Below are 20042 nucleotides of genomic sequence, written 5' to 3' on the forward strand. Positions count from 1 at the left end.
CTTTATTTTTTAGAAAATAATTGGATTATTGCTCAGCCATATTGGCTTTTTCATTCCAAAAATCTGCTTTTTCTTCATCGGCGTCGATGCCTAATCCATTGGCATAAATAAAAGCCAAATCACGCATGGCCTGAACTTCACCTAATTTTGCAGATTGTTCAACCAGTTCAATGGATTTAGCGACATCTTTTTCCACCACATCGCCGCGACGGTAAAAATTGGCCAATTCTAAAATAGCAGCAGGATGGTCATGCTTCGCCGCTTGTTCTAACCAGCGGTGCGCATGTTCAAAATAGGTTTTAGATTCTTCCGGATCTTCTTCGAGCATATCTTTGGCATAGACTGCATAGCCTTCACCCAGCCAATACATTGCTTCTACATGACCTAACTGAGCTGCTTTGAGTGCCCATTCTTCTGCAAGTTCAACATGCTCATCATTTTCACTTTGCATATAAATTTCAGCCAGTTCAAATTGAGCATCTTTATTGCCTGCCATGGCACGGTTATATAAAGCAGGAGAGATCGAAAGTTCAGACATGTGTAATCCAAAAGAGCAGAATAGGCATAGCCTAATCGGTTGGCATGAAAAAAGCCAATCCGAAGATTGGCTTTCAATGTTTAGAGAAGCTTGTCTAATGAATTAAAATTTCAATAACACAGCTGACAATACAAATACGACAACCAATGCACCAATAATTTTCCAAAAATATTCAGCGATATAACTAATACATAGCCCGACAAATAAAGCCGCAATAGTCAGCGCGCCAAACCAATAACTGATGTTATTGCTCGGCGTGCCAAGAGAGAGGCAAATTATCAAGGCGATGATCAATAGCGCCCAGCCGACTAGCGTGGCTAACCGTGTTTGGCCCACACTTAGTTCTTTGCTGTAGAACTGCTTTTGATGTTTTGACATGCTGCTTGCCAAGGCAAAAAAACCTAAGCTACTCAGTGTCCAAATCAGGAGAAAGAACATCATGCTTCAACCTCCTTTGTGCCACGTGCTTTTTTAACAGGCAGTCCTTTATGCTTTTTCACTTTGTAAAATGAATAGGCAAACAAGATAGCCAAAAGCCACATTGCAAGATCAAAGGAGGCAATCATCCATTGGCCATTTGCCATGGTATTCCAAAGCGGTTGACCACCAGTCATGAAGTTTACAATCGGCAGTAAGGCAAAAATTGCTGTGGCAAAAGCTAAAAGTTCTAGCCACGCTTGACGGTGTGTACGGAACATCGCATAAACAAGCGTCAGTAGCCAAACAATAAAGAAACTTCGAATTTCTAATTCCGAACGGTTTTCAAGCTGTGAGGGAATAAAACGGTTGGCATAGAAAAATGCTGCACAGGCAATGGGTAAACCAATAATCGCTGCAATATTGGTCACTTCAACCGTGCGGTAGCCAAATGATTTAAAGCCTTGTTTTTGCTGTTGCGGCGCACGTTTTACACACCACAAAATGAGACCTGTAGCGACCATCAGGGTGCCTACAATTCCTGAAATAAACAGCAGCCAACGTAGAGCTAAGTCTACACCGCGTGCTTCATGTAGCGTGGTCACTACATTGTAAATACCCATCGGTACAGAAGGGTGCTTTAACTTGGCACTTTCGTCAGTTAAGTCTTTGCCAGTTACGCCATCAAATTGTTTGCTTGCATAGACATTTCGATATGCAACACTTTCACCATGTAAGGCGCGTAGCTCAATTTTAGCTTGGTCTGTATTCGGTGCAATGATGCTAACGGTGCTAATAGGATTAGTTTTCCATTCAGCCTGAACCGCAGTCACGATTGGTGCTAAGTTGGTCAGCGGCGCAGCAACAACAGGTTGCTCTTCACGTTTAGAGCGATGATCTCCTCGACCTTCACCACGGCCCTCAGCGCGATTTTCACCTGGGTTTTGTGCAGAATTGGCACGGGCTTGCTGTGGGCGTTCGCCACGTTCTTCGCGTCCTTGAGCAGATTCACGTCCTTCAGGTTTATTTTCTTGAACTAGGGCACGATTTTGTTCTTGTAAAAATTGTCCCCGGTTTTCATAAATACGTTCAATCCCCCAAGGCATGATCGTAAATAACAGCAGCAACAGGCCACTAAAGGTGATCATGATGTGGAAAGGAAGCGCAAATACTGCGGTTGCATTATGTGCATCGAGCCAAGAACGTTGTCCTTTGCCTGAACGGAACGTAAAGAAATCTTTAAAGATTTTTTTATGAGTAATCACACCACTAATGATGGCAACTAACATCAACAGTGTCGCTATCCCGACAAACCATCGCGTCCACATACGTGGCATACCATAAAGTTCGAAATGGAAACGATAGAGAAAATTACCACCACGCGTATCGCGCGGCTCAAGCACTTCACCTGTAGCACTATCAATGTAGATTTGTTTACCACCACGGCGTGCGCGAGGGTCTTCACCTTGTTCACGAACGGTAATTAAGGTGGCATTTTGACGCGTATTCGGCAGCAAAATATTCCAAGCACCTGCATTCGGATGATTTTGCTGTAAATAATTCAGTGCGACTTGAGTTTGTTGGACTTGTGAACTGGCTGGAACAGATTGATGCAGCTCAGGTGTCATCCAAACATTGATTTCATTTTTAAAGAAGCTCAGGGTTCCGGTCAGGAAAATAGCATACAGCAACCAACCTAAGATTAGGCTAGCCCATGTATGCAGCCAAGACATGGACTGGCGCGGTCCCTCTACTTTTGCATCAACACGCATTTTAGCTTCCCATCATCATGTAAATGGCATACAAACACACCGCAGGGATCACAATGCCTAAAGTTGCTTTGAGGGTTTTATTCACCATAAAGACCCAAATAAATGCACAGCTCCACAGGATAAATGCAATTAAAGTTGCACTCATGGCTGCACTCCCACGGTCTTCGCTAAACACATCTGCGATCACGATGGCAGATAGCATCGCGACAACATATCCGCCCACTAAAGCGAGGGCAAAGCGATAGAAAATCATCAAGCGATAGGTCAATAGAGAAGGAGTATCTTTACGCGTTTTAGGCAGCGCAGATGTGAGGGGTGTCACGAGTGCCTCAGGTGGTGAGTTATTCATAAAATACTTAAGCGCTTGGAAATTGTATTAAAGTTAATCTAAATGATAACAATTATTATTAATAATTAGAATAATGTATTCACAAAATTATTGATTTTTCAGCATGCTGAGTAGAAATAAATTTAAAAAGAGGGGGAATTAAAGGCAAAAAAATAGCGACCAAAGTCGCTATTTTAGAATGCAAGAATGCTTATGTGTCTACATTATTGCTCTTGTTGAATGCCTGCAACTAACCAGTCTTGATCAGAACCCGCAGGTTTAACAAAATGCCATATTTCAGCAAAAGGCTGTGGCAGGCTATTTAAGTCTTCACTTACAGTACCTGTAAAACGCACACTTACAACGTATTGACCATTTTCGTTAGCAGAATCGACCACCATAGCATTTAAGTTAGAAAACTCAGCAACGTCTTCATCTTTATTCGCCATAATGTCGTTATACATAGACTGGTAAAGGTCAGGCGTTAAGTAACGCTGAATTTCAGAAATGTTGCTTGCAGTATTCATCGATTGAATGTGGTTAAAACGCTGACGTGCAACACGTAAAAATGTTGCTGGTTCTGTACCATCAGGCAATTGATTGCCGCTGTTGGTATAGGCAGCACCAAAAGGCGCGTTCGTTGCAGCAGCTGCACCAAATGGAGCATTTGAAGCTGCTGAATTACCGCCTACAGAATTACCAAAAATATTCGTATTGTCATTGCCTGCACGAGGTGCAGCATTTTGTTGGCCAAACGGTGCATTGTTTGCACCGCTGTTTGGCGCATACGGATTGTTAGTGGCTAGTTTTTTTTTTGCGCCCATCTTACGGAAAATGAAGAAGGCAACAGCAGCGGCAAGTAAAATCCAGATCCAGCCTGGAATACCACCTTTCTCTTCCTGTTGTTGAGCTTGCGCTTCAGAAGCTGCTTGACCGTTATTGTCATCGGCCATCGCATTTGCAGCGACTGCACCAATTGCAGCACCAGCCACACCAGCTGCAACCATTCCGCCCACATTCGAGCCAGATTTAGCTGGAGCGCCAGCAGTTGCAGGCTGTTGAACAGGAGCAGATTGACGAGGTTGCTGATAAGACTGAGTTGGAGCAGCTTGACGGCTCATACCATGGCTTTTACCACCACCGGCACGTTTCGCTTCTGCAATCGGCGCTACCAAAAGGGCTGCTGTTAAAAGAGCAGTCATCAAACCACGCTGTCGAACTTCCATCAAATTTTCCTATATCTATATAAAGTTAAAATAGCCATCTAGTTATGCCGCCATTTGTACTGAATTTCAATAGAACATCGGTAAAAAATTGAAAATTCATTCAAAATAAACGATTCAACGTGACTAAGACTCATCGGTCAGCGTAATTGCCTGACTCAATGCCTCATGTAAACGTGCGACAGAAATAATCTCTACACCTGAAATTGGTTTTTGCGGTGCATTCCCACGCGGTAAAATAATGGTTTTGAAGCCATGCTTAATGGCTTCTTTGAGTCGTTCCTGTCCATTGGGTACAGGACGGATTTCGCCTGAAAGTCCAACTTCGCCAAATACCGCCAAATGCTGTGGCAGGGCTTTAGCTCTTAAGCTAGAGGCGCAGGCTAAAAGTACCGCAAGGTCAGAACCGGTTTCTGTGATTTTTAAACCACCCACGACATTGACATAGACATCTTGTCCTGCAGTTTGTACGCCACCATGACGGTGCATAACCGCTAAAAGCATGTTTAAACGGTTTTGTTCTAAACCTAAGGCCACGCGTCGAGGCTGTCCGTGCGCATCATCCACCAAAGCCTGAACTTCAACCAAAAGTGGGCGTGTACCTTCACGGCTAATCATGACGATAGAGCCCGGAATGGCTTCATCATAACGACTCAGGAAAATAGCGGAGGGGTTTGATACCTCGCGCAGACCTTTATCGGTCATGCCAAATACACCAAGCTCGTTGACTGCACCAAAACGGTTTTTCACTGCACGAATCATACGGAAGCGCGAGTCAGACTGACCTTCAAAATACAAAACACAATCGACCATGTGCTCAAGCACACGAGGGCCAGCCAAAGAACCTTCTTTTGTTACATGACCGACAATAAACAATGCTGTGCCACTATTTTTGGCAAAGCGGGTCAGGAGTGCAGCCGATTCACGAATTTGGGAAACACCGCCCGGCGCAGACTGGAGTGTCTCGGTGTATAAGGTTTGGATCGAATCTAAAATGGCCACGGCAGGGCGTTCATGTGCCAATACTTCGCAAATACGCTCGACACAGGTTTCTGCCATGACTTTGAGTTGATCGGTCGGCAAATCTAGGCGTTGGGCACGTAGCGCCACCTGAGACAAAGATTCCTCACCTGTGACATATAAGGCAGAACTTTTACTCGCCGCCATATAGGTTGCGGTTTGTAGCAAAATAGTGGATTTACCAATGCCGGGGTCACCACCAATCAGCACTACTGAACCTGTGACCAGTCCACCGCCAAGCACACGGTCAAATTCACCAATACCTGTTGCCATTCGGGTTTCATGCGAAACAGAAACTTGATTTAAGGTGGTCACTGCTGCGGCTTGACCTGCATAGCCACCGCCCATTTTAGGCTGTGCACGGTGTGTAACGGCGGGTGCAAGGCTGACTTCGACTAATGAATTCCATTCACCACATTCGGTACATTGACCGGCCCATTTGGGATGATCAGCACCACATTGTTCACATCGATAGACACTTTTTGCTTTCGCCATAATATTTACTGTGCACAAACTCAAATTGAGTCACAGCATAGCGGTGAATACATCGAAAAACCAAGTTTTTATCGCATGAAATGACTGTTGAAGGTCAATTGATGTCGTTTTATTTTCAACAGATGCACTTTTACAGGGTAAGCACTTTATAATAGCGCATTATATTTTTTGAAATGGGTCACCACATGACTGAACTATTACGACATATCGATGCCATTGCACGTGAAAAAAATCGTGATGTGTTATTTGTGCATTTTGAAGAATATGATCATCAACATCCTGAGAAAAATACGGTACGTAATGACGTTATGCACTGGTTTGACCTGCAAAATCTCGAGTATTTCCCTTGTATGGGGCTAGAAGGTGAGTCTTTGATCGATAGCTATACAGGTGATTTATACCTTGACGTACCTTTTGATGAAAGCAGCCCTGCATATAAAACTCTCAGTGAATATCTTGAAGATGAACAAGGGAACATGAAAATTCAGGGGGTATTGTTCTTTTCTTTATCCTTGGAAATTGCCTTAGAAATCGAAGCGGATCTGATGGAAGCCAGTGCTGTAGATTCTGAATATGCTGAAAATGAGTTTGGTGACCAATTTGGCGAAGGCTTTATTGAAGATGCTGAGTCAGATCAAAAGGATGAATCCAATGAAAGCAACACGAAAAACGACAAATTTGATGATGGTCAAATCGGTACGATTCAATAAGTAAATATCGATTATCAGTCCGAATAAAAAAGCCACGTGAATTCACGTGGCTTTTTGTTTAGTAGCGTGAAAGGATTAGTACAGTTCACCTGATTTACGACGTGCAATAAAGTCCTTCGATTCTTTGGCAATAACACCAGAAAGTAACAACAGCGCAATTAAGTTTGGTACAGCCATCAAACCGTTAAAGGTATCGGCAAATAACCACACAAGATCAAGAGTCGCCACACAGCCTACAAAGACTGAAGCGATGTAAATCAAACGGTAAATCAAGACAAACTTTTCACCAAGTAAGTAAGTACAGCATTTTTCACCATAGTAACTCCAACCTAAAATGGTTGAGTATGCAAAGAAAATAATCCCGAAGGTGACGATCAAGCCGCCAAAACCCGGTAATAATTTATCAAATACGCTGATAGTTAAAACTGCACCAGTTTGGTCGCCAAAACTGTTGCCTGCCATAATAAAGCCCATGACCAAAACAATCCCGGTGATAGAACACACGATAATCGTATCGATAAATGTACCTGTCATTGAAACTAAACCTTGACGTGCAGGGTGATCCGTTTTCGCAGCAGCCGCGGCAATAGGTGCAGAACCCATACCTGCTTCGTTAGAGAAAACACCACGGGCAACACCATAACGAATAGCCGCACCAATCGCACCACCTGCCGCAGCTTCGCCAGTAAATGCATAGCTAAAGATCATTTTTAGTGCAGGGATCACCAATTCAAGATTATTTAAAATGATGATTAGTCCACCCAATACATAACCGACAGCCATAATAGGTACGATATAAGAGGATGCTTTAGAGATGGATTTAATTCCGCCGAGAATTACTAAAGCAGACAGAATAGTAATAACAATACCTGTAATCCACGTTTCAAGTCCGAGACTATTTTCAACAGCGAGGGCAACCGTATTGGACTGTACTGAACTGCCAATGCCGAAAGAGGCTAAAGTACCAAAGAGGGCAAAAATGACAGCGAGCCATTTCCACTTCAGTCCACGTTCAATGTAGTACATTGGACCGCCGCTCATTTCGCCATTTTCATTTTTATGACGAAACTTTACAGCGAGTACGCCTTCACCATATTTGGTTGCCATACCAAAGAGGGCTGTCATCCACATCCAAAATACTGCACCGGGGCCACCAAGGACGCAGGCTGTTGCAACGCCTGCGATATTACCTGTACCGATGGTTGCAGATAAAGCAGTCATAAGTGAGGCAAAATGTGAAATATCGCCTTCATGTGATTTGGCATGTTCATGCCTTCCAAACACTTGTTTAAATGCTAAAGGCAACATGCGGAATTGCCAGAATAGTAAACGGAAGGTGAGGAATACACCTGTTCCGACAATGAGGACCAACATGTATGGGCCCCAGACCCAACCGCTGAGTGTATTCATGAGTGTGTGTAGATCTTGCATAGTATCTTTCTTCTTATCGGTCCTGAGTGAATGCTACATTTTTGATATCTGTAGCAATTGATATGCCATTGTTAGAAACTTCCATGATTTTTGGCATAAATTTTTTATCGTTGGGAAAATATTTTTTGCATAGAATTGAAGTTTTTACAAGTAAATTGTTGTTTTGTTTGTCGCTTTGAATTTGGGATAGAGGTTAAGATTTTTATATATAAGAAAAATAAATTAACTTTGTCACTTAATCCGAAAATATAGATGATGAAAAATAATTTTGTATTTTCTGAAACTTTTACGTTAATTTGTCGCAATTGGAACGCGAAGTTGAATTAAATAATGTCAAATGAGAGTCATGGATCGCACGCCGATAGCGGCGATTTGAAACGAAGCCTGTCCAACCGACACCTGCAATTGATTGCGATTGGTGGTGCGATTGGTACAGGTTTATTTATGGGGTCAGGAAAGACCATCAGTTTAGCTGGTCCGTCCATCCTTATTATCTATATGATTATTGGTTTTATGGTTTTCCTCGTCATGCGTGCATTAGGCGAGTTATTACTATCAAATCTTGAATATAAATCTTTTATCGATTTTGCAACCGACTTAATCGGCCCGTGGGCAGGTTATTTTGTGGGTTGGACCTATTGGCTGTGCTGGATCACTATAGGGATTGCAGATTTATCGGCCATTATTTATTACCTGCAATTCTTTAATGGAGGTAACCCGTTCTCGCCCGAAGAAGGGGTGATGATCAGTGTTGCCGCCATTGTTTTTATCATGGGTTTAAACCTTGTTACGGTTAAACTTTTTGGTGAATTAGAGTTTTGGTTTGCACTGATTAAAATTATTGCAATCGTGGTGCTCATTGGTGTCGGTCTTTGGATGATCTTTACCGGTTTTACCTCATCGACAGGTGAAATCGCATCATTCACACATTTATGGTCACATGGTGGTCTATTCCCAACAGGAGTAACTGGCTTCTTGGCAGGTTTCCAAATCGCCATTTTTGCCTTTGTCGGCGTAGAACTCGTGGGTACTACGGCAGCAGAAACCAAAGATCCAGAACACAACTTGCCTAAAGCTGTGAACTCGATTCCGATTCGTATCATTATTTTCTATGTGCTGGCACTTGTGATTGTGATGTCCGTTACGCCATGGAATGCCATTGACCCAAGCATTTCACCATTCGTGAACTTGTTTAGACAAGCCGGTATTGCTGCTGCTGCGATTATTATGAACTTGGTTGTGTTGTCATCAGTTATGTCATCGATGAATAGTGGTGTGTTCTCGACTTCACGTATGTTGTTTGGTTTATCTCGTGAAGAGCAAGGTCCAAAAGCGTTTGGCCGTCTAAACTCACGTGCAGTTCCGGCAAATGCGTTGTATTTCTCGGCAGTTTGTTTATTGTTGGGTGCGGCATTACAGTATTTCGTACCGAACACGGTTGAAGCCTTCACTTTAGCAACTACACTTTCTACGATTTTATTTATCTGCGTATGGCTCATGATTATCTGGAGCTATATCGTTTACTATAAAACTCGTCCTGAGCTGCATGCGAAATCAACCTTTAAATTACCAGGTGGCTTATATACTTGCTGGCTTGTGATTATCTTCTTCATCGGCATGATTTATGTCTTGTCGCTAGAAGCAGATACCATGAAAGCGCTCATGGTGAGCCCAATTTGGTTCATCATTTTGATTATTGGCTATTTCGGTTTTTATAAGAAAAAGCACCATTAATTTACATTTTTGATCTGATGTAAAAACATAAAAAGCTGCTCCTGAGGGGGCAGCTTTTTTATTTGGATATGGACTTATTTTAAGTTAAAACAGACTGTTTATTAGCGTTTCGATTTGTATTAAACAGCATTCAAATTGATATGCTATTTCAGTGAAATCAATAGCCTGATCGAGCTAGAAATAAAGACAAATAAGGATTGAAAACAGCACCATCAAATTTTGCTTAAATTTAGTGCAGAATGGCAAAAAGCTCACTTGGAATTACAGGGCTTTTCTTTTATCCGCGGGTTGATCACGTTATACTCGGAAAAATCTTTTCATTAGGTACGTTTATGTATCGTTTTATGAATTATAAAATTATTGTATTAGCAAGTGCTGTGCTGCTGACCGCTTGTGGTCAGTCTGGTGCATTGCATTTACCTTCAGATGCAAATGCAGATAAGCGCGCAAAATATCTGATTTATCCAGATACGCCTGCACAGCAAAAGCAGGAAAAACAAGCGGCTCCTGTTGCAACTGAATCGGAATCTTCAAATTCTAACCCTACACCTTAATGCTTTTATAGAAAGGATACTTTCATGAGTTTCACCCGTACGAATGGGGTATTGCATGCAGAGCAATGTTCTTTACAACAGCTTGCACAGCAATATGGCACACCGCTTTATGTTTATTCAAAAGCTACTTTTGAAAAGCATTATTCAGATATGGATCGTGCATTTAGCTTTATCGACCATCAAATTTGTTTTGCGGTAAAGTCAAACTCTAATCTTGCGGTGTTAAACGTACTTGCCAAGCAGGGCGCTGGTTTTGATATCGTGACGGGTGGTGAACTCGCACGTGTGTTAAAAGCCGGTGGTGAAGCTTCTAAAATTGTATTCTCAGGTTTGGGTAAAACTGAAGCCGATATCCAAAAAGCATTGGACGTGGGTATTGCATGTTTTAACGTTGAATCACATGCAGAGTTGGATCGAATCCAAAAAGTTGCTGCTGCAATGGGTAAGAAAGCACCGATTTCATTGCGTGTAAATCCAGATGTGGATGCCAAAACCCATCCTTATATCTCTACGGGTTTAAAAGAAAATAAATTCGGTATTCCTTCAGACAGCGTTTTTGAAACTTATGCTTATGCGGCATCATTGCCAAATCTTGAGATTATCGGGATTGATTGTCATATCGGTTCACAGTTGACTGAAACTCAGCCTTTTGTTGATGCACTTGATCGTGTCATTGTGATGATCAATCAACTGAAAGAGATGGGTATTCAGCTAAAACACATCGATATTGGTGGTGGTTTAGGCGTGACTTACAAAGACGAAGTTCCACCAACTGTTGAAGAATATGCTCAGGCAATGCGTCCGGCTTTAGAAAAATTAGGCCTTAAGGTATATATGGAACCGGGGCGTAGTATTTCTGCAAATGCAGGTGTGTTGTTAACTAAAGTTGATTTGCTCAAACCGACCAATCATCGTAATTTTGCCATTATTGATGCCGCAATGAACGACTTAATCCGTCCCGCTTTATATGAAGCTTGGATGGACATTCAGGAAGTAACACCTCGTACAGATACAGAAAAGAAAGACTGGGATGTTGTTGGTGCGATTTGCGAAACCGGTGATTTCCTCGGTAAGCAACGTCAGTTGGCGATTCAAGAAAATGATGTGCTTGCGGTATTGGGTGCGGGTGCTTATGGTTTTGTCATGAGTTCAAACTACAACAGCCGCGGACGTGCTGCTGAAGTGATGGTTGACGGTGATCAGTCTCATTTGATTCGTGAGCGTGAAACCATCGAATCATTATGGGAACGTGAACGTTTATTGCCTTAAGGAGAAATTCGAGATGTTATTAGAATTTACCAAAATGCATGGCCTTGGCAATGACTTTATGGTGGTCGATCTAATTAGCCAACGGGCTTATTTAGATACAGTGACGATTCAGCGTTTGGCTGACCGTCATTTTGGTATTGGTTTTGATCAGCTTTTGATTGTAGAGCCACCTGATTTGCCTAATGTCGATTTTAAATATCGTATTTTTAATGCAGATGGTTCGGAAGTTGAACAATGCGGTAATGGCGTACGTTGTTTTGCGCGCTTTGTGCATGAACGTAAGTTGACCAGCAAAACCAAAATCAAAGTACAAACCAAGTCAGGTATCGTAGAGCCTGAATTAGGTGCAAATGGTTGGGTGCGCGTCAATATGGGTTATCCACGCTTTTTGCCGCATGAAATTCCATTTATTGCGGAAGAGCCTGAAAACTTATACGACATTGCATTGGCGAATAATGAACAACTCACCATTGATGTGGTGAGTATGGGTAATCCGCATGCAGTGACGATCGTTCCTGATGTTATTACCGCAGACGTTGCTAAAATTGGTCCACAAGTCGAATCGCATGAGCGTTTTCCACAGCGTGTAAATGCAGGTTTTATGCAAATTGTGGACGAGAAACATGCACGCTTACGTGTATTTGAACGTGGTGTCGGTGAAACTATGGCCTGTGGTACAGGTGCTTGTGCAGCGGCAGTATCAGGTATGCGTCGTGGTTTATTAGCCAATTCGGTCGAAATAGAGTTGGCAGGTGGTAAGCTGCAAATTGAGTGGCAAGAAGGTGGTGTGGTTTGGATGACTGGACCAACTGCAACAGTTTACGAAGGACGCTTAGATTTAAGTTACTTCCAAGGTTAAAATCAAAGCCCTGATTCATTCAGGGTTTTTTCTTAAAATAAAAAGTGAATAAAAAATTATAATTCAATTGGATTGGAATCAACATGGAACAAATAAACGAAGAAATAAAAGAAGAAATCTTAGAACAACTTTTTCATAAAGCCTTACATGAACCCGCGTATCGACCCGAATTTTTAGCTCAGTTATTGGCAGCCAATGTGTATTGTGTGGGAACAACAGGGGGACGTGATTCACGTATTGCCGAAGATTTGATCTTGGATGAAGGCGACCGTATTCAATTGAAATCATGGGAAGATGAAACATATGATTGCGTCATTCCATTTTTTACGTCCTTGGAAAAAATGCGTTTAGCAATATCTGAAGAGGAGTCGTATATCCGGCTACCAACCAAGGCATTATTTGAAATGACTTTAGGAGCAAGGCTTGTATTGAATCCACAATCACCTGATGCGACGAAGGACTTTGTACCAGAAGAAATTCAATATTTGCTGAACGGGCAGTATATTCAGCCCTCAGAAAACTATGAAGTTACGGAAGATACGGAAGTTTTAATTGGTCAGCCGGCGGAATATCCGCAGTTTATGATTGATCAATTAAGCATTTTTTTCGGCACAGAGCGTGTGGTAAAAGCTGCCTATTTAGCGCAAATACTGAATCAAGCTCGAGATGATTCACCGACTTTGCTGATCGGACTAGATTTAGAAGCAGGATTATCTGAACAACAAATTCAAGATTTGCACAGTAAAATTGGTCGTATCACACAGGACAGTTTAAAAGAGCAATGTCCAGTGGATTTGATCCATGTCAATCCGCAGAGTGTGGATGGTGTAGAAGGGTATTTGCTTAATGAAACGCAAGCTTTTTACCAACGTGTTGATGGTAAGCCTAAGGGGTTCTTTGCTAGACTCTTTTCATAAAATAGATATGTAAAATCGCTTTAGTGAACGTACTGCAACGCTAAAGCACATGTTGAAATGGGAGAAGACAGATGACGATGGATCAGAGTCAACTACTGACTATGTGGTTGAAGGAACGTGAAATTCAAAATCAGTCTAAACATACATTGCAAGCGTATGAGCGTGATGTCAGTGATTTTCTCCAATTTTGTACAATACGCAACTTGCCACTGCATGATGTCGAAAAGTCAGATCTGCGTGAATTTGTCGCTTATAAAGTGGAACAGTTTCAGCTCAGTCCAAGTAGTTTGCAGCGCATGTTATCTTCGATACGCCAATTTATGAAATGGGCAGAACAAGGAGATTATCTCAATTTTAATCCTGCAGATGATTTTCAGCTCAAACGCCAATCACGTCCTTTACCTGGATTGGTCGATATTGAAACCATTAAACAAATCATGGAACAGCCTGAGCCAGAAAGTGAAATTCAACGGCAGCTTTGGATACGTGATAAAGCGATTTTGGAGCTGCTATATTCAAGTGGTTTACGTTTGGCTGAAGTGCAGGGCTTAACCATTCGAGATATTGATTTTAATCGCCAACTGTTACGTATTACGGGTAAAGGGAATAAAACCCGCATTGTACCTTTTGGTTCTAAAGCCAAAGAGGCTGTGATGCATTGGTTGCAATTATATCCTGCATGGCATGGTGATTTTGTCCCAGAAGCCCAAGTTTTTATCACTCAAAAAGGTAATCCACTGGGGGTAAGACAAATTGAAAATCGGGTTAAATTTCAAGCTCGACGTGCAGGTGTAAATGTCGATTTACATCCGCACTTATTGCGTCATTGCTTCGCCAGTCATATGTTGTCCAATAGTGGTGACTTGCGTGCTGTACAAGAAATGTTGGGGCATAGTAATTTAACCACCACGCAAATTTATACCCATGTGGATTTTGATCGATTGGCACAAGTTTATGATCAAGCCCATCCACGGGCGCAGCATAAAGATTCGTAACAATTGCAAATACGACTTTGGCTCGTGGTGGTCTAAATATTGCTTAAATTTATAGGCTAGATTTCACATTTTGCATCCTAAAGTGGTCTGCTTCATGAAAGTTAAATAAGGATGTGAAAAAATATTGGTAAAATTGACCGACATTTTGAACTATTGTCGCATTATAAAAATTCAAATTATCGGGTATAAAAATTGTCCATTATTGAATTGACGTAAGTGCCGAAGTGAAATTCGCTATTTACTAAATTGCTGTACCGTTAAAAAAATATATAGGCCATACCATGATTTCAGATATTCAAGAAAAATATGACCAGTTAAATGGTCAGCAAAAAGAAATTTTTGCAGGATACGGCTTACGCCAAATCAAACACTTTGTTGAAATTGGTTTGCCTGAAATAGAAGCTGTATTACCTGAAGGTACGCAGCTACAAGGGATTAATGCCGATGGTAAAGTTCAGGCGTTTAATGCGGCGACGGGCCAATACTTTATTTGGATTTCGGATAAACAGTGGCAGCTTAGCAATAAAGCAACTGTAAAATTTGACAGCAAAGAAGATGCTCTCACCATTTGGCGCATTTTTGATTTGGCACAATATGAACTTATTGACCTAAGCCACATCCATCGTGACTTTTTGGAAAATCAGCCAGCCTAAACTATCCGGCAAATATACAACTCATGGGCTATCTTCATTGGATTTGGATGTTTAGCCCTTATATCACTTATACCATGACATCTTGATTTGCTCTTGTGCAGAGCGTTAGAGTGTTGACCTCATTTGGTTTTAAGCTTTCAAATGTACATTTGAGGTGAGCCGATGGACTTTCTTTGCATAGCTTAGCTGCCTAAACAAAATCTCTAAATGCCAACCCTTTTCGCTGCTCAGTGATTTAATTCATTCAGTCTTGATAGTGTGAGCCTAAAAATCAATGGTTTTCCTACTTGAGCAATTGAGCCTAAAGACCTCCTTAATAGTTCTCATTCAATTGCCGCAAATCATGATTTTTCTTTGCTTAAAATAAAAGGAAAATACCGCAAACTAGGTATTTGCATTCGAGGCTGTGAGGGTAATCCGTCACTACATTGCCAAGCTTGTAGTATCGGCCTTGTTGTTTTAAATGCTTGAGTTGTTTCTTGGCAGATCAATTGTGTGGTTATAAATCTTCTAACGGTAACTGGAAGCTTTGTTTGATGATTTGGCTTGGTAAATCAGTCTTTACACTAGTGATGCCATTTTTCTTGGTTAAGTGAGTAGACTGAAATTTACGGTAACTTTCTAGGTCAGGCACCACAACTTTGAGCATTGCATCGCACTCACCCAAAATAATATAGCACTCCATGACTTGAGGAAGTTCTTTCATGGCTTCGATAAAAGTATCGATGGTTTCAGCATCTTGCCCAGTTAACCAAATACGAGAGAACAAAATTAATTGAAAGCCAATCTTTTGTGGATCGACCACGGTGGTGTAATTCTGAATCACACCTGCTTCTTCGAGTAATTTGACCCGACGTAAACAAGAAGAAGGCGAGAGTCCAATTTCCTTGGCTAAGTCATTATTTTGCATGCGGCCATTATTTTGAAGTGCGCGAATGATATTTTTATCAATACGATCTAGTTTAACTAGAATTGACTTAGAAGATGTCTTCATAAAATAGAATATAATTCTAAAAATAATATCTATTATAGAATATTTGATATCCTATTTTAAAGCGATTCAAACATACTAATTTCACTTTCAGGACATAGAAAGGGAAAATTGAAATGTCTGTATTTGCTTTGTTTGCCTTAACGGTAATTCCCCTTATTTTCACACCAGGACCCGATATGCTTTTTATCCTGTCACAAGTGATGGGTAAGGATGCAAAAGCAGGCATGATGGCAACAGTAGGTGTGTGTTCAGGTTACTTGGTTCACTCGATTTTGGTGGCATTGGGTATTGCTGCGATTATCGTGTCATTTCCACTACTCTTTGAAACAATCCGCTGGTTGGGGATTGCTTATATTTTATATTTGGCGACGCATTTGCTACGTTCAGTATTTAGCAGTAAAAAATTAAGTATTGAGAAAAAGTCAGCGTCCAACCCGATTAAAAAAGGCTTTTTTACGGCTTTACTGAACCCGAAAGGAATGTTGATATATTTTGCAATTTTGCCGCAATTTATCGATAAATCAGCGAGTACCGTGAGTCAAGGTTTGATTTTGTCCTTCATTTTTATTGGGCTAATTTTTGTAGTGTATTGTAGTTTGAGTGTGGTCTTTGCACGTATTACACAAAAAACTGAAATTGATGAACGCAAACAAAAGTGGATCGATGGTACATCAGGCGGTTTATTGGCTCTTGCTGCGACGTGGTTAATTGCCAATTAAAAACAGCAAATGTAAATAGAAATAAATGCCTTAACTAAAACCTTCGTGAAAGCGAAGGTTTTTTATATGTGCTGACTTTTGACAGATATTAAGAATGATAAATGGAGAAAAACACGCCAATTAGCTTCAGAAAAGTGAAATCAGCACTAAATTCATTATGCTTCTATCTTAAATGACAAGTTTAGATATGTTGCCGAATGTGTAGAGGGAAAGCTCTATTTCAGAAAGATTGATCGAAAATTGATATTAAATCAGATCTTTTGATGAGCTAAATCAAGTAAAAAAATAATAAAAATCAATGCTTAAAAAATAACTGAATAATGCGTTTTTTTGGATAACTGAACCATTCTTTAAAAAATGTGAACGATAAGTTCAAGGAAATTACGCTTTTTTACAGGTCTTTCGATAATTGTGACTTGACCGAAATGCCGTACACATTGCAAGATAGGGCACCTAAAAAATTTAAAGTGAAGAGTTAATATAACTTTTCTCAACATTTACATTTGCTAAAACAGCCGAGGATTACATGAAGGCTCTTGTTGCTGTAAAACGTGTGGTTGATGCCAACGTTAAAGTTCGCGTTAAGCCGGACAACAGTGGTGTTGACTTAACGAACGTTAAAATGTCAATTAACCCGTTCTGTGAAATCGCAGTGGAAGAAGCGGTTCGTTTAAAAGAAAAAGGAACTGTTTCAGAAATCGTTGTTGTTTCTATTGGTCCTAAAGAAGCTCAAGAACAAATCCGTTCTTCTATGGCGCTTGGTGCAGACCGCGGTATCCTTGTTGAAGCTGACGACAGCCAGTTAGGTGCACTTGAAGTTGCAAAAATCCTAAAAGGTGTTGTAGACGCTGAACAACCTCAATTGATCCTTCTTGGTAAACAAGCAATTGATGATGACTCTAACCAAGTTGGTCAGATGCTTGGCGCGCTTTTAGGTGCTGGCCAAGGTACTTTCGCTTCTGAAGTGAAAGTTGAAGGCGATAAAGTACAAGTGACTCGTGAAATCGATGGTGGTTTACAAACTGTTGAACTTGCACTTCCAGCAATTATTACAACTGACTTACGTTTGAATGAGCCACGTTATGCTGCTCTTCCAAACATTATGAAAGCGCGTAAAAAGCCGCTTGATACTAAGTCACCTGCTGATTATGGCGTTTCACCTGCAACTAAGCTTAAAACTGTTAAAGTTGAAGCTCCTGCAGAACGTAAAGCGGGCGTACAAGTGAAGTCTGTAGACGAGCTTGTAGATAAATTGAAAAACGAAGCGAAAGTGATCTAATACAGAAGGATAAAAATCATGAGTATTTTAGTTATCGCTGAGCACGACAACAAAGCACTTAACGCTGCTACTTTAAACGTTGTTGCTGCGGCGCAAAAAATCGGTGGTGATATCACTGTATTGGTTGCTGGTTCTGGCGCTCAAGCAGTTGCTGATCAGGCAGCTAAAGTTGCGGGCGTAAGCAAAGTTTTACTTGCTGATGACGCTGCTTATGCAAACCAACTGGCTGAAAACGTAGCAAAACTGGTTGCAGAATTAGGTAAAGGCTATAGCCATATCCTTGCTGCTTCTACTACAACGGGCAAAAACATTCTGCCACGCGCTGCTGCACTTCTTGATGTCAGCATGATCACAGACATCATTGCTGTTGAAGGTCCTAAAACTTTCAAACGTCCAATCTATGCAGGCAACGCGATTGCAACTGTAGAGTCTGGCGAGTCTGTTGTAGTTGCGACTGTTCGTGGTACTGCATTTGATGCTGTTGCAAGCGAAGGCGGCTCTGCTGCAGTTGAAGCTGTTGCATCTACTGGTGATGCTGGTATTTCTAAGTTCGTTTCTGAAGAAATCGTGAAATCTGAACGTCCAGAATTAACAGCTGCGCGTATAGTTGTTTCAGGCGGTCGTGGTGTTGGTTCAGGTGAAAACTATCACACTGTACTTGATCCATTAGCGGACAAGCTTGGTGCTGCGCAAGGCGCATCTCGTGCTGCTGTTGATGCTGGTTTCGTACCAAACGATATGCAAGTGGGTCAAACAGGTAAAATCGTTGCTCCTGACTTGTACATCGCTGTAGGTATCTCTGGTGCGATTCAGCACTTGGCAGGTATGAAAGAATCTAAAGTGATCGTTGCGATCAACAAAGATGAAGAAGCGCCAATTAACTCAGTAGCTGATTACTGGTTAGTGGGTGACTTGAACACTGTAGTTCCAGAATTAGTATCTAAAATCTAATTTCTGAACGCAGTTCAAAACGCTCCTAAGCTTATGGTTTAGGGGCGTTTTTTTTGTGTGGAATGAATGCCGTTGTAGATATTCTTGATCATGCTTAATGGGATGAGGGATTCTTAATTTAGTACTTCAAAATTCATCCGAGGTATTTTCTTATTATCAGTCTTAGATACGACTGTAGCATAAGCTAAACGTATGTTGAAACTTAAATGGTAAGTAAGCAGGCGCAATCGCTTGGTAATAGGATGGAGATTAATAAATTATAAAAAATACAAAGATTTAAAATAAAATAATAAAAATTTATCCTTCAAGTTTGAATCTTAAACTTAAAGCAAGCTTAAAGGATTGTATATTTTGTGTTAACATTGCTTTTTTATTGAACTTGCCTTTAGGCGGAGTCTCCCTTTGAAATTTGATTTTCAGTTACCAATCAGTGTATTGGTGCTGATGATCTGTTGTTTACTTTTTCCTGTTTTACAAAGTATCTCTTTTCCTTTATTTGATGGAATGACTGTTACAGCAGTTGAATCGGTCTAAGCATTGTTATTGCTGTTTTTTGCGATTTTTACTTTTTTCTATATTTGACCACTTGAAATGCAAGATGGAAAGAAACAATTTTGGTTGTGGGCTGTTGCATGGTGGTGGTTGCTATTTGGTCGTAGTATTAGTTGGGGGCGTGACTATTTTCCTGATGTGCCTAAACCGTATTTTCGTTTAATTTCGGTATTCATGATTGCACCTGTCGTCTTTATGCTGTTTTCGCCGTATTTACGCCAAGAAATTGCACGTAAGCTAAAAACCTTGGCTTTACCAATTTGGCCATTGGGCTTGGTGATATTGGGCTTACTGATTTCTGATGCAGTTGAGCATAGTCGAAATCTTAGTTTTTTATTTTTGTACGATTTGGCTTATAAAGATTTCATCGAAGAAGTCTATGAATTTCCGCTTATTTTAGGTTTGTATTTAACAGCATACTCATGGATGCAGCAGGATCATGTACCTCAAGAACTAGAGATTATGCAATATCATAAAGAGTGATTTTTATCTGATTTATGCGTCTAAATTTGAAGCTTCGAAAAGAAATTTTTTGAACATTAAACAACCTCTATTCGTAGAGGTTTTTTTCACAGCAAATAAAATCAAAATGCTTAAAATAAATACAAAAAATCATGGTTCTAGTGCAAGAT

The 20042-nt window shown here is 40.9% G+C and carries 19 protein-coding genes and 1 pseudogene; 12 read left to right on the forward strand and 8 right to left on the reverse strand.

The window, feature by feature from the left end; all coding sequences use genetic code 11:
- Positions 1 to 25: 25 nt before the first annotated feature.
- From FTT76_RS11360 to radA, 6 genes are all read right to left on the reverse strand, one after another.
- Complete coding sequence (locus FTT76_RS11360; protein ID WP_180008352.1) at positions 26 to 538, reverse strand: tetratricopeptide repeat protein; 513 nt, start codon at positions 536 to 538, stop codon at positions 26 to 28.
- A gap of 102 nt (positions 539 to 640) precedes the next feature.
- Entirely contained in the window at positions 641 to 979 is a 339-nt protein-coding gene (locus FTT76_RS11365; protein WP_180008350.1) for a DUF3325 domain-containing protein, read from the reverse strand.
- Entirely contained in the window at positions 976 to 2727 is a 1752-nt protein-coding gene (locus FTT76_RS11370; RefSeq protein ID WP_180008348.1) for a PepSY domain-containing protein, read from the reverse strand. The genes FTT76_RS11365 and FTT76_RS11370 overlap by 4 nt, the downstream gene beginning before the upstream one ends.
- A 1-nt stretch (position 2728) precedes the next feature.
- Positions 2729 to 3076, reverse strand: coding sequence for a hypothetical protein (locus FTT76_RS11375; protein WP_180008346.1), 348 nt, complete (start codon positions 3074 to 3076; stop codon positions 2729 to 2731).
- A gap of 203 nt (positions 3077 to 3279) precedes the next feature.
- Entirely contained in the window at positions 3280 to 4281 is a 1002-nt protein-coding gene (locus FTT76_RS11380) for a Tim44 domain-containing protein (protein WP_180008344.1), read from the reverse strand.
- Between the two features lie 123 nt (positions 4282 to 4404).
- Positions 4405 to 5793, reverse strand: a complete 1389-nt coding sequence (radA, locus tag FTT76_RS11385) for a DNA repair protein RadA (protein WP_168378273.1) — start codon at positions 5791 to 5793, stop codon at positions 4405 to 4407.
- Positions 5794 to 5978: 185 nt separating this feature from the next.
- On the opposite strand from radA, the pseudogene FTT76_RS11390 reads away from it, so the two are divergent.
- Positions 5979 to 6335: pseudogene (locus tag FTT76_RS11390) on the forward strand (hypothetical protein); the annotation flags it as partial.
- Positions 6336 to 6578: 243 nt separating this feature from the next.
- Here FTT76_RS11390 and FTT76_RS11395 read toward each other — a convergent pair.
- Complete coding sequence (locus tag FTT76_RS11395; RefSeq protein WP_180008342.1) at positions 6579 to 7934, reverse strand: sodium:alanine symporter family protein; 1356 nt, start codon at positions 7932 to 7934, stop codon at positions 6579 to 6581.
- 330 nt (positions 7935 to 8264) lie between these two features.
- On the opposite strand from FTT76_RS11395, the gene FTT76_RS11400 reads away from it, so the two are divergent.
- The 7 genes from FTT76_RS11400 (at position 8265) to FTT76_RS11430 (ending at position 14915) form a co-directional block, all read left to right on the forward strand.
- Entirely contained in the window at positions 8265 to 9668 is a 1404-nt protein-coding gene (locus tag FTT76_RS11400; protein ID WP_180190528.1) for an amino acid permease, read from the forward strand.
- Between the two features lie 344 nt (positions 9669 to 10012).
- The gene (locus FTT76_RS11405; RefSeq protein ID WP_372491094.1) at positions 10013 to 10222 is read left to right on the forward strand and encodes a lipoprotein; all 210 of its coding nucleotides are present in this window, start codon (positions 10013 to 10015) and stop codon (positions 10220 to 10222) included.
- 24 nt (positions 10223 to 10246) lie between these two features.
- Entirely contained in the window at positions 10247 to 11491 is a 1245-nt protein-coding gene (gene lysA / locus FTT76_RS11410; protein WP_180008336.1) for a diaminopimelate decarboxylase, read from the forward strand.
- Between the two features lie 13 nt (positions 11492 to 11504).
- Positions 11505 to 12350: a diaminopimelate epimerase gene (dapF, locus tag FTT76_RS11415; RefSeq protein WP_111883917.1), complete on the forward strand. Its 846-nt coding sequence runs from the start codon at positions 11505 to 11507 to the stop codon at positions 12348 to 12350.
- Between the two features lie 83 nt (positions 12351 to 12433).
- Positions 12434 to 13267 carry an enhanced serine sensitivity protein SseB C-terminal domain-containing protein gene (locus FTT76_RS11420; protein ID WP_180190529.1) on the forward strand — a complete coding sequence of 278 codons (834 nt, stop codon included), beginning with the start codon at positions 12434 to 12436 and terminating at the stop codon, positions 13265 to 13267.
- Between the two features lie 71 nt (positions 13268 to 13338).
- Complete coding sequence (locus tag FTT76_RS11425) at positions 13339 to 14262, forward strand: tyrosine recombinase XerC (protein ID WP_180190530.1); 924 nt, start codon at positions 13339 to 13341, stop codon at positions 14260 to 14262.
- A gap of 281 nt (positions 14263 to 14543) precedes the next feature.
- Positions 14544 to 14915, forward strand: a complete 372-nt coding sequence (locus FTT76_RS11430; protein ID WP_218955903.1) for a hypothetical protein — start codon at positions 14544 to 14546, stop codon at positions 14913 to 14915.
- 499 nt (positions 14916 to 15414) lie between these two features.
- Here FTT76_RS11430 and FTT76_RS11435 read toward each other — a convergent pair whose 3' ends face one another.
- Positions 15415 to 15909 (reverse strand): Lrp/AsnC family transcriptional regulator, encoded by a 495-nt coding sequence (locus tag FTT76_RS11435; RefSeq protein ID WP_078190405.1) that lies wholly within the window; start codon positions 15907 to 15909, stop codon positions 15415 to 15417.
- 113 nt (positions 15910 to 16022) lie between these two features.
- Here FTT76_RS11435 and FTT76_RS11440 point away from each other — a divergent pair, with 113 nt between their 5' ends.
- The 4 genes from FTT76_RS11440 to FTT76_RS11455 all read left to right on the forward strand — a co-directional run bounded on the left by FTT76_RS11440 (position 16023) and on the right by FTT76_RS11455 (position 19893).
- Positions 16023 to 16628, forward strand: coding sequence for a LysE family translocator (locus tag FTT76_RS11440; protein ID WP_180190531.1), 606 nt, complete (start codon positions 16023 to 16025; stop codon positions 16626 to 16628).
- Between the two features lie 526 nt (positions 16629 to 17154).
- Positions 17155 to 17907, forward strand: a complete 753-nt coding sequence (locus FTT76_RS11445; RefSeq protein ID WP_078192067.1) for an electron transfer flavoprotein subunit beta/FixA family protein — start codon at positions 17155 to 17157, stop codon at positions 17905 to 17907.
- A gap of 18 nt (positions 17908 to 17925) precedes the next feature.
- On the forward strand, positions 17926 to 18858 hold the full coding sequence (locus FTT76_RS11450; RefSeq protein ID WP_180190532.1) for an FAD-binding protein: 933 nt from the start codon (positions 17926 to 17928) through the stop codon (positions 18856 to 18858).
- A gap of 591 nt (positions 18859 to 19449) precedes the next feature.
- On the forward strand, positions 19450 to 19893 hold the full coding sequence (locus FTT76_RS11455) for a hypothetical protein (RefSeq protein WP_257235095.1): 444 nt from the start codon (positions 19450 to 19452) through the stop codon (positions 19891 to 19893).
- The last annotated feature ends 149 nt before the right edge of the window (positions 19894 to 20042 follow it).

The sequence above is a fragment of the Acinetobacter sp. YH01009 genome (assembly GCF_013420765.1).
GTDB lineage: Bacteria > Pseudomonadota > Gammaproteobacteria > Pseudomonadales > Moraxellaceae > Acinetobacter > Acinetobacter amyesii.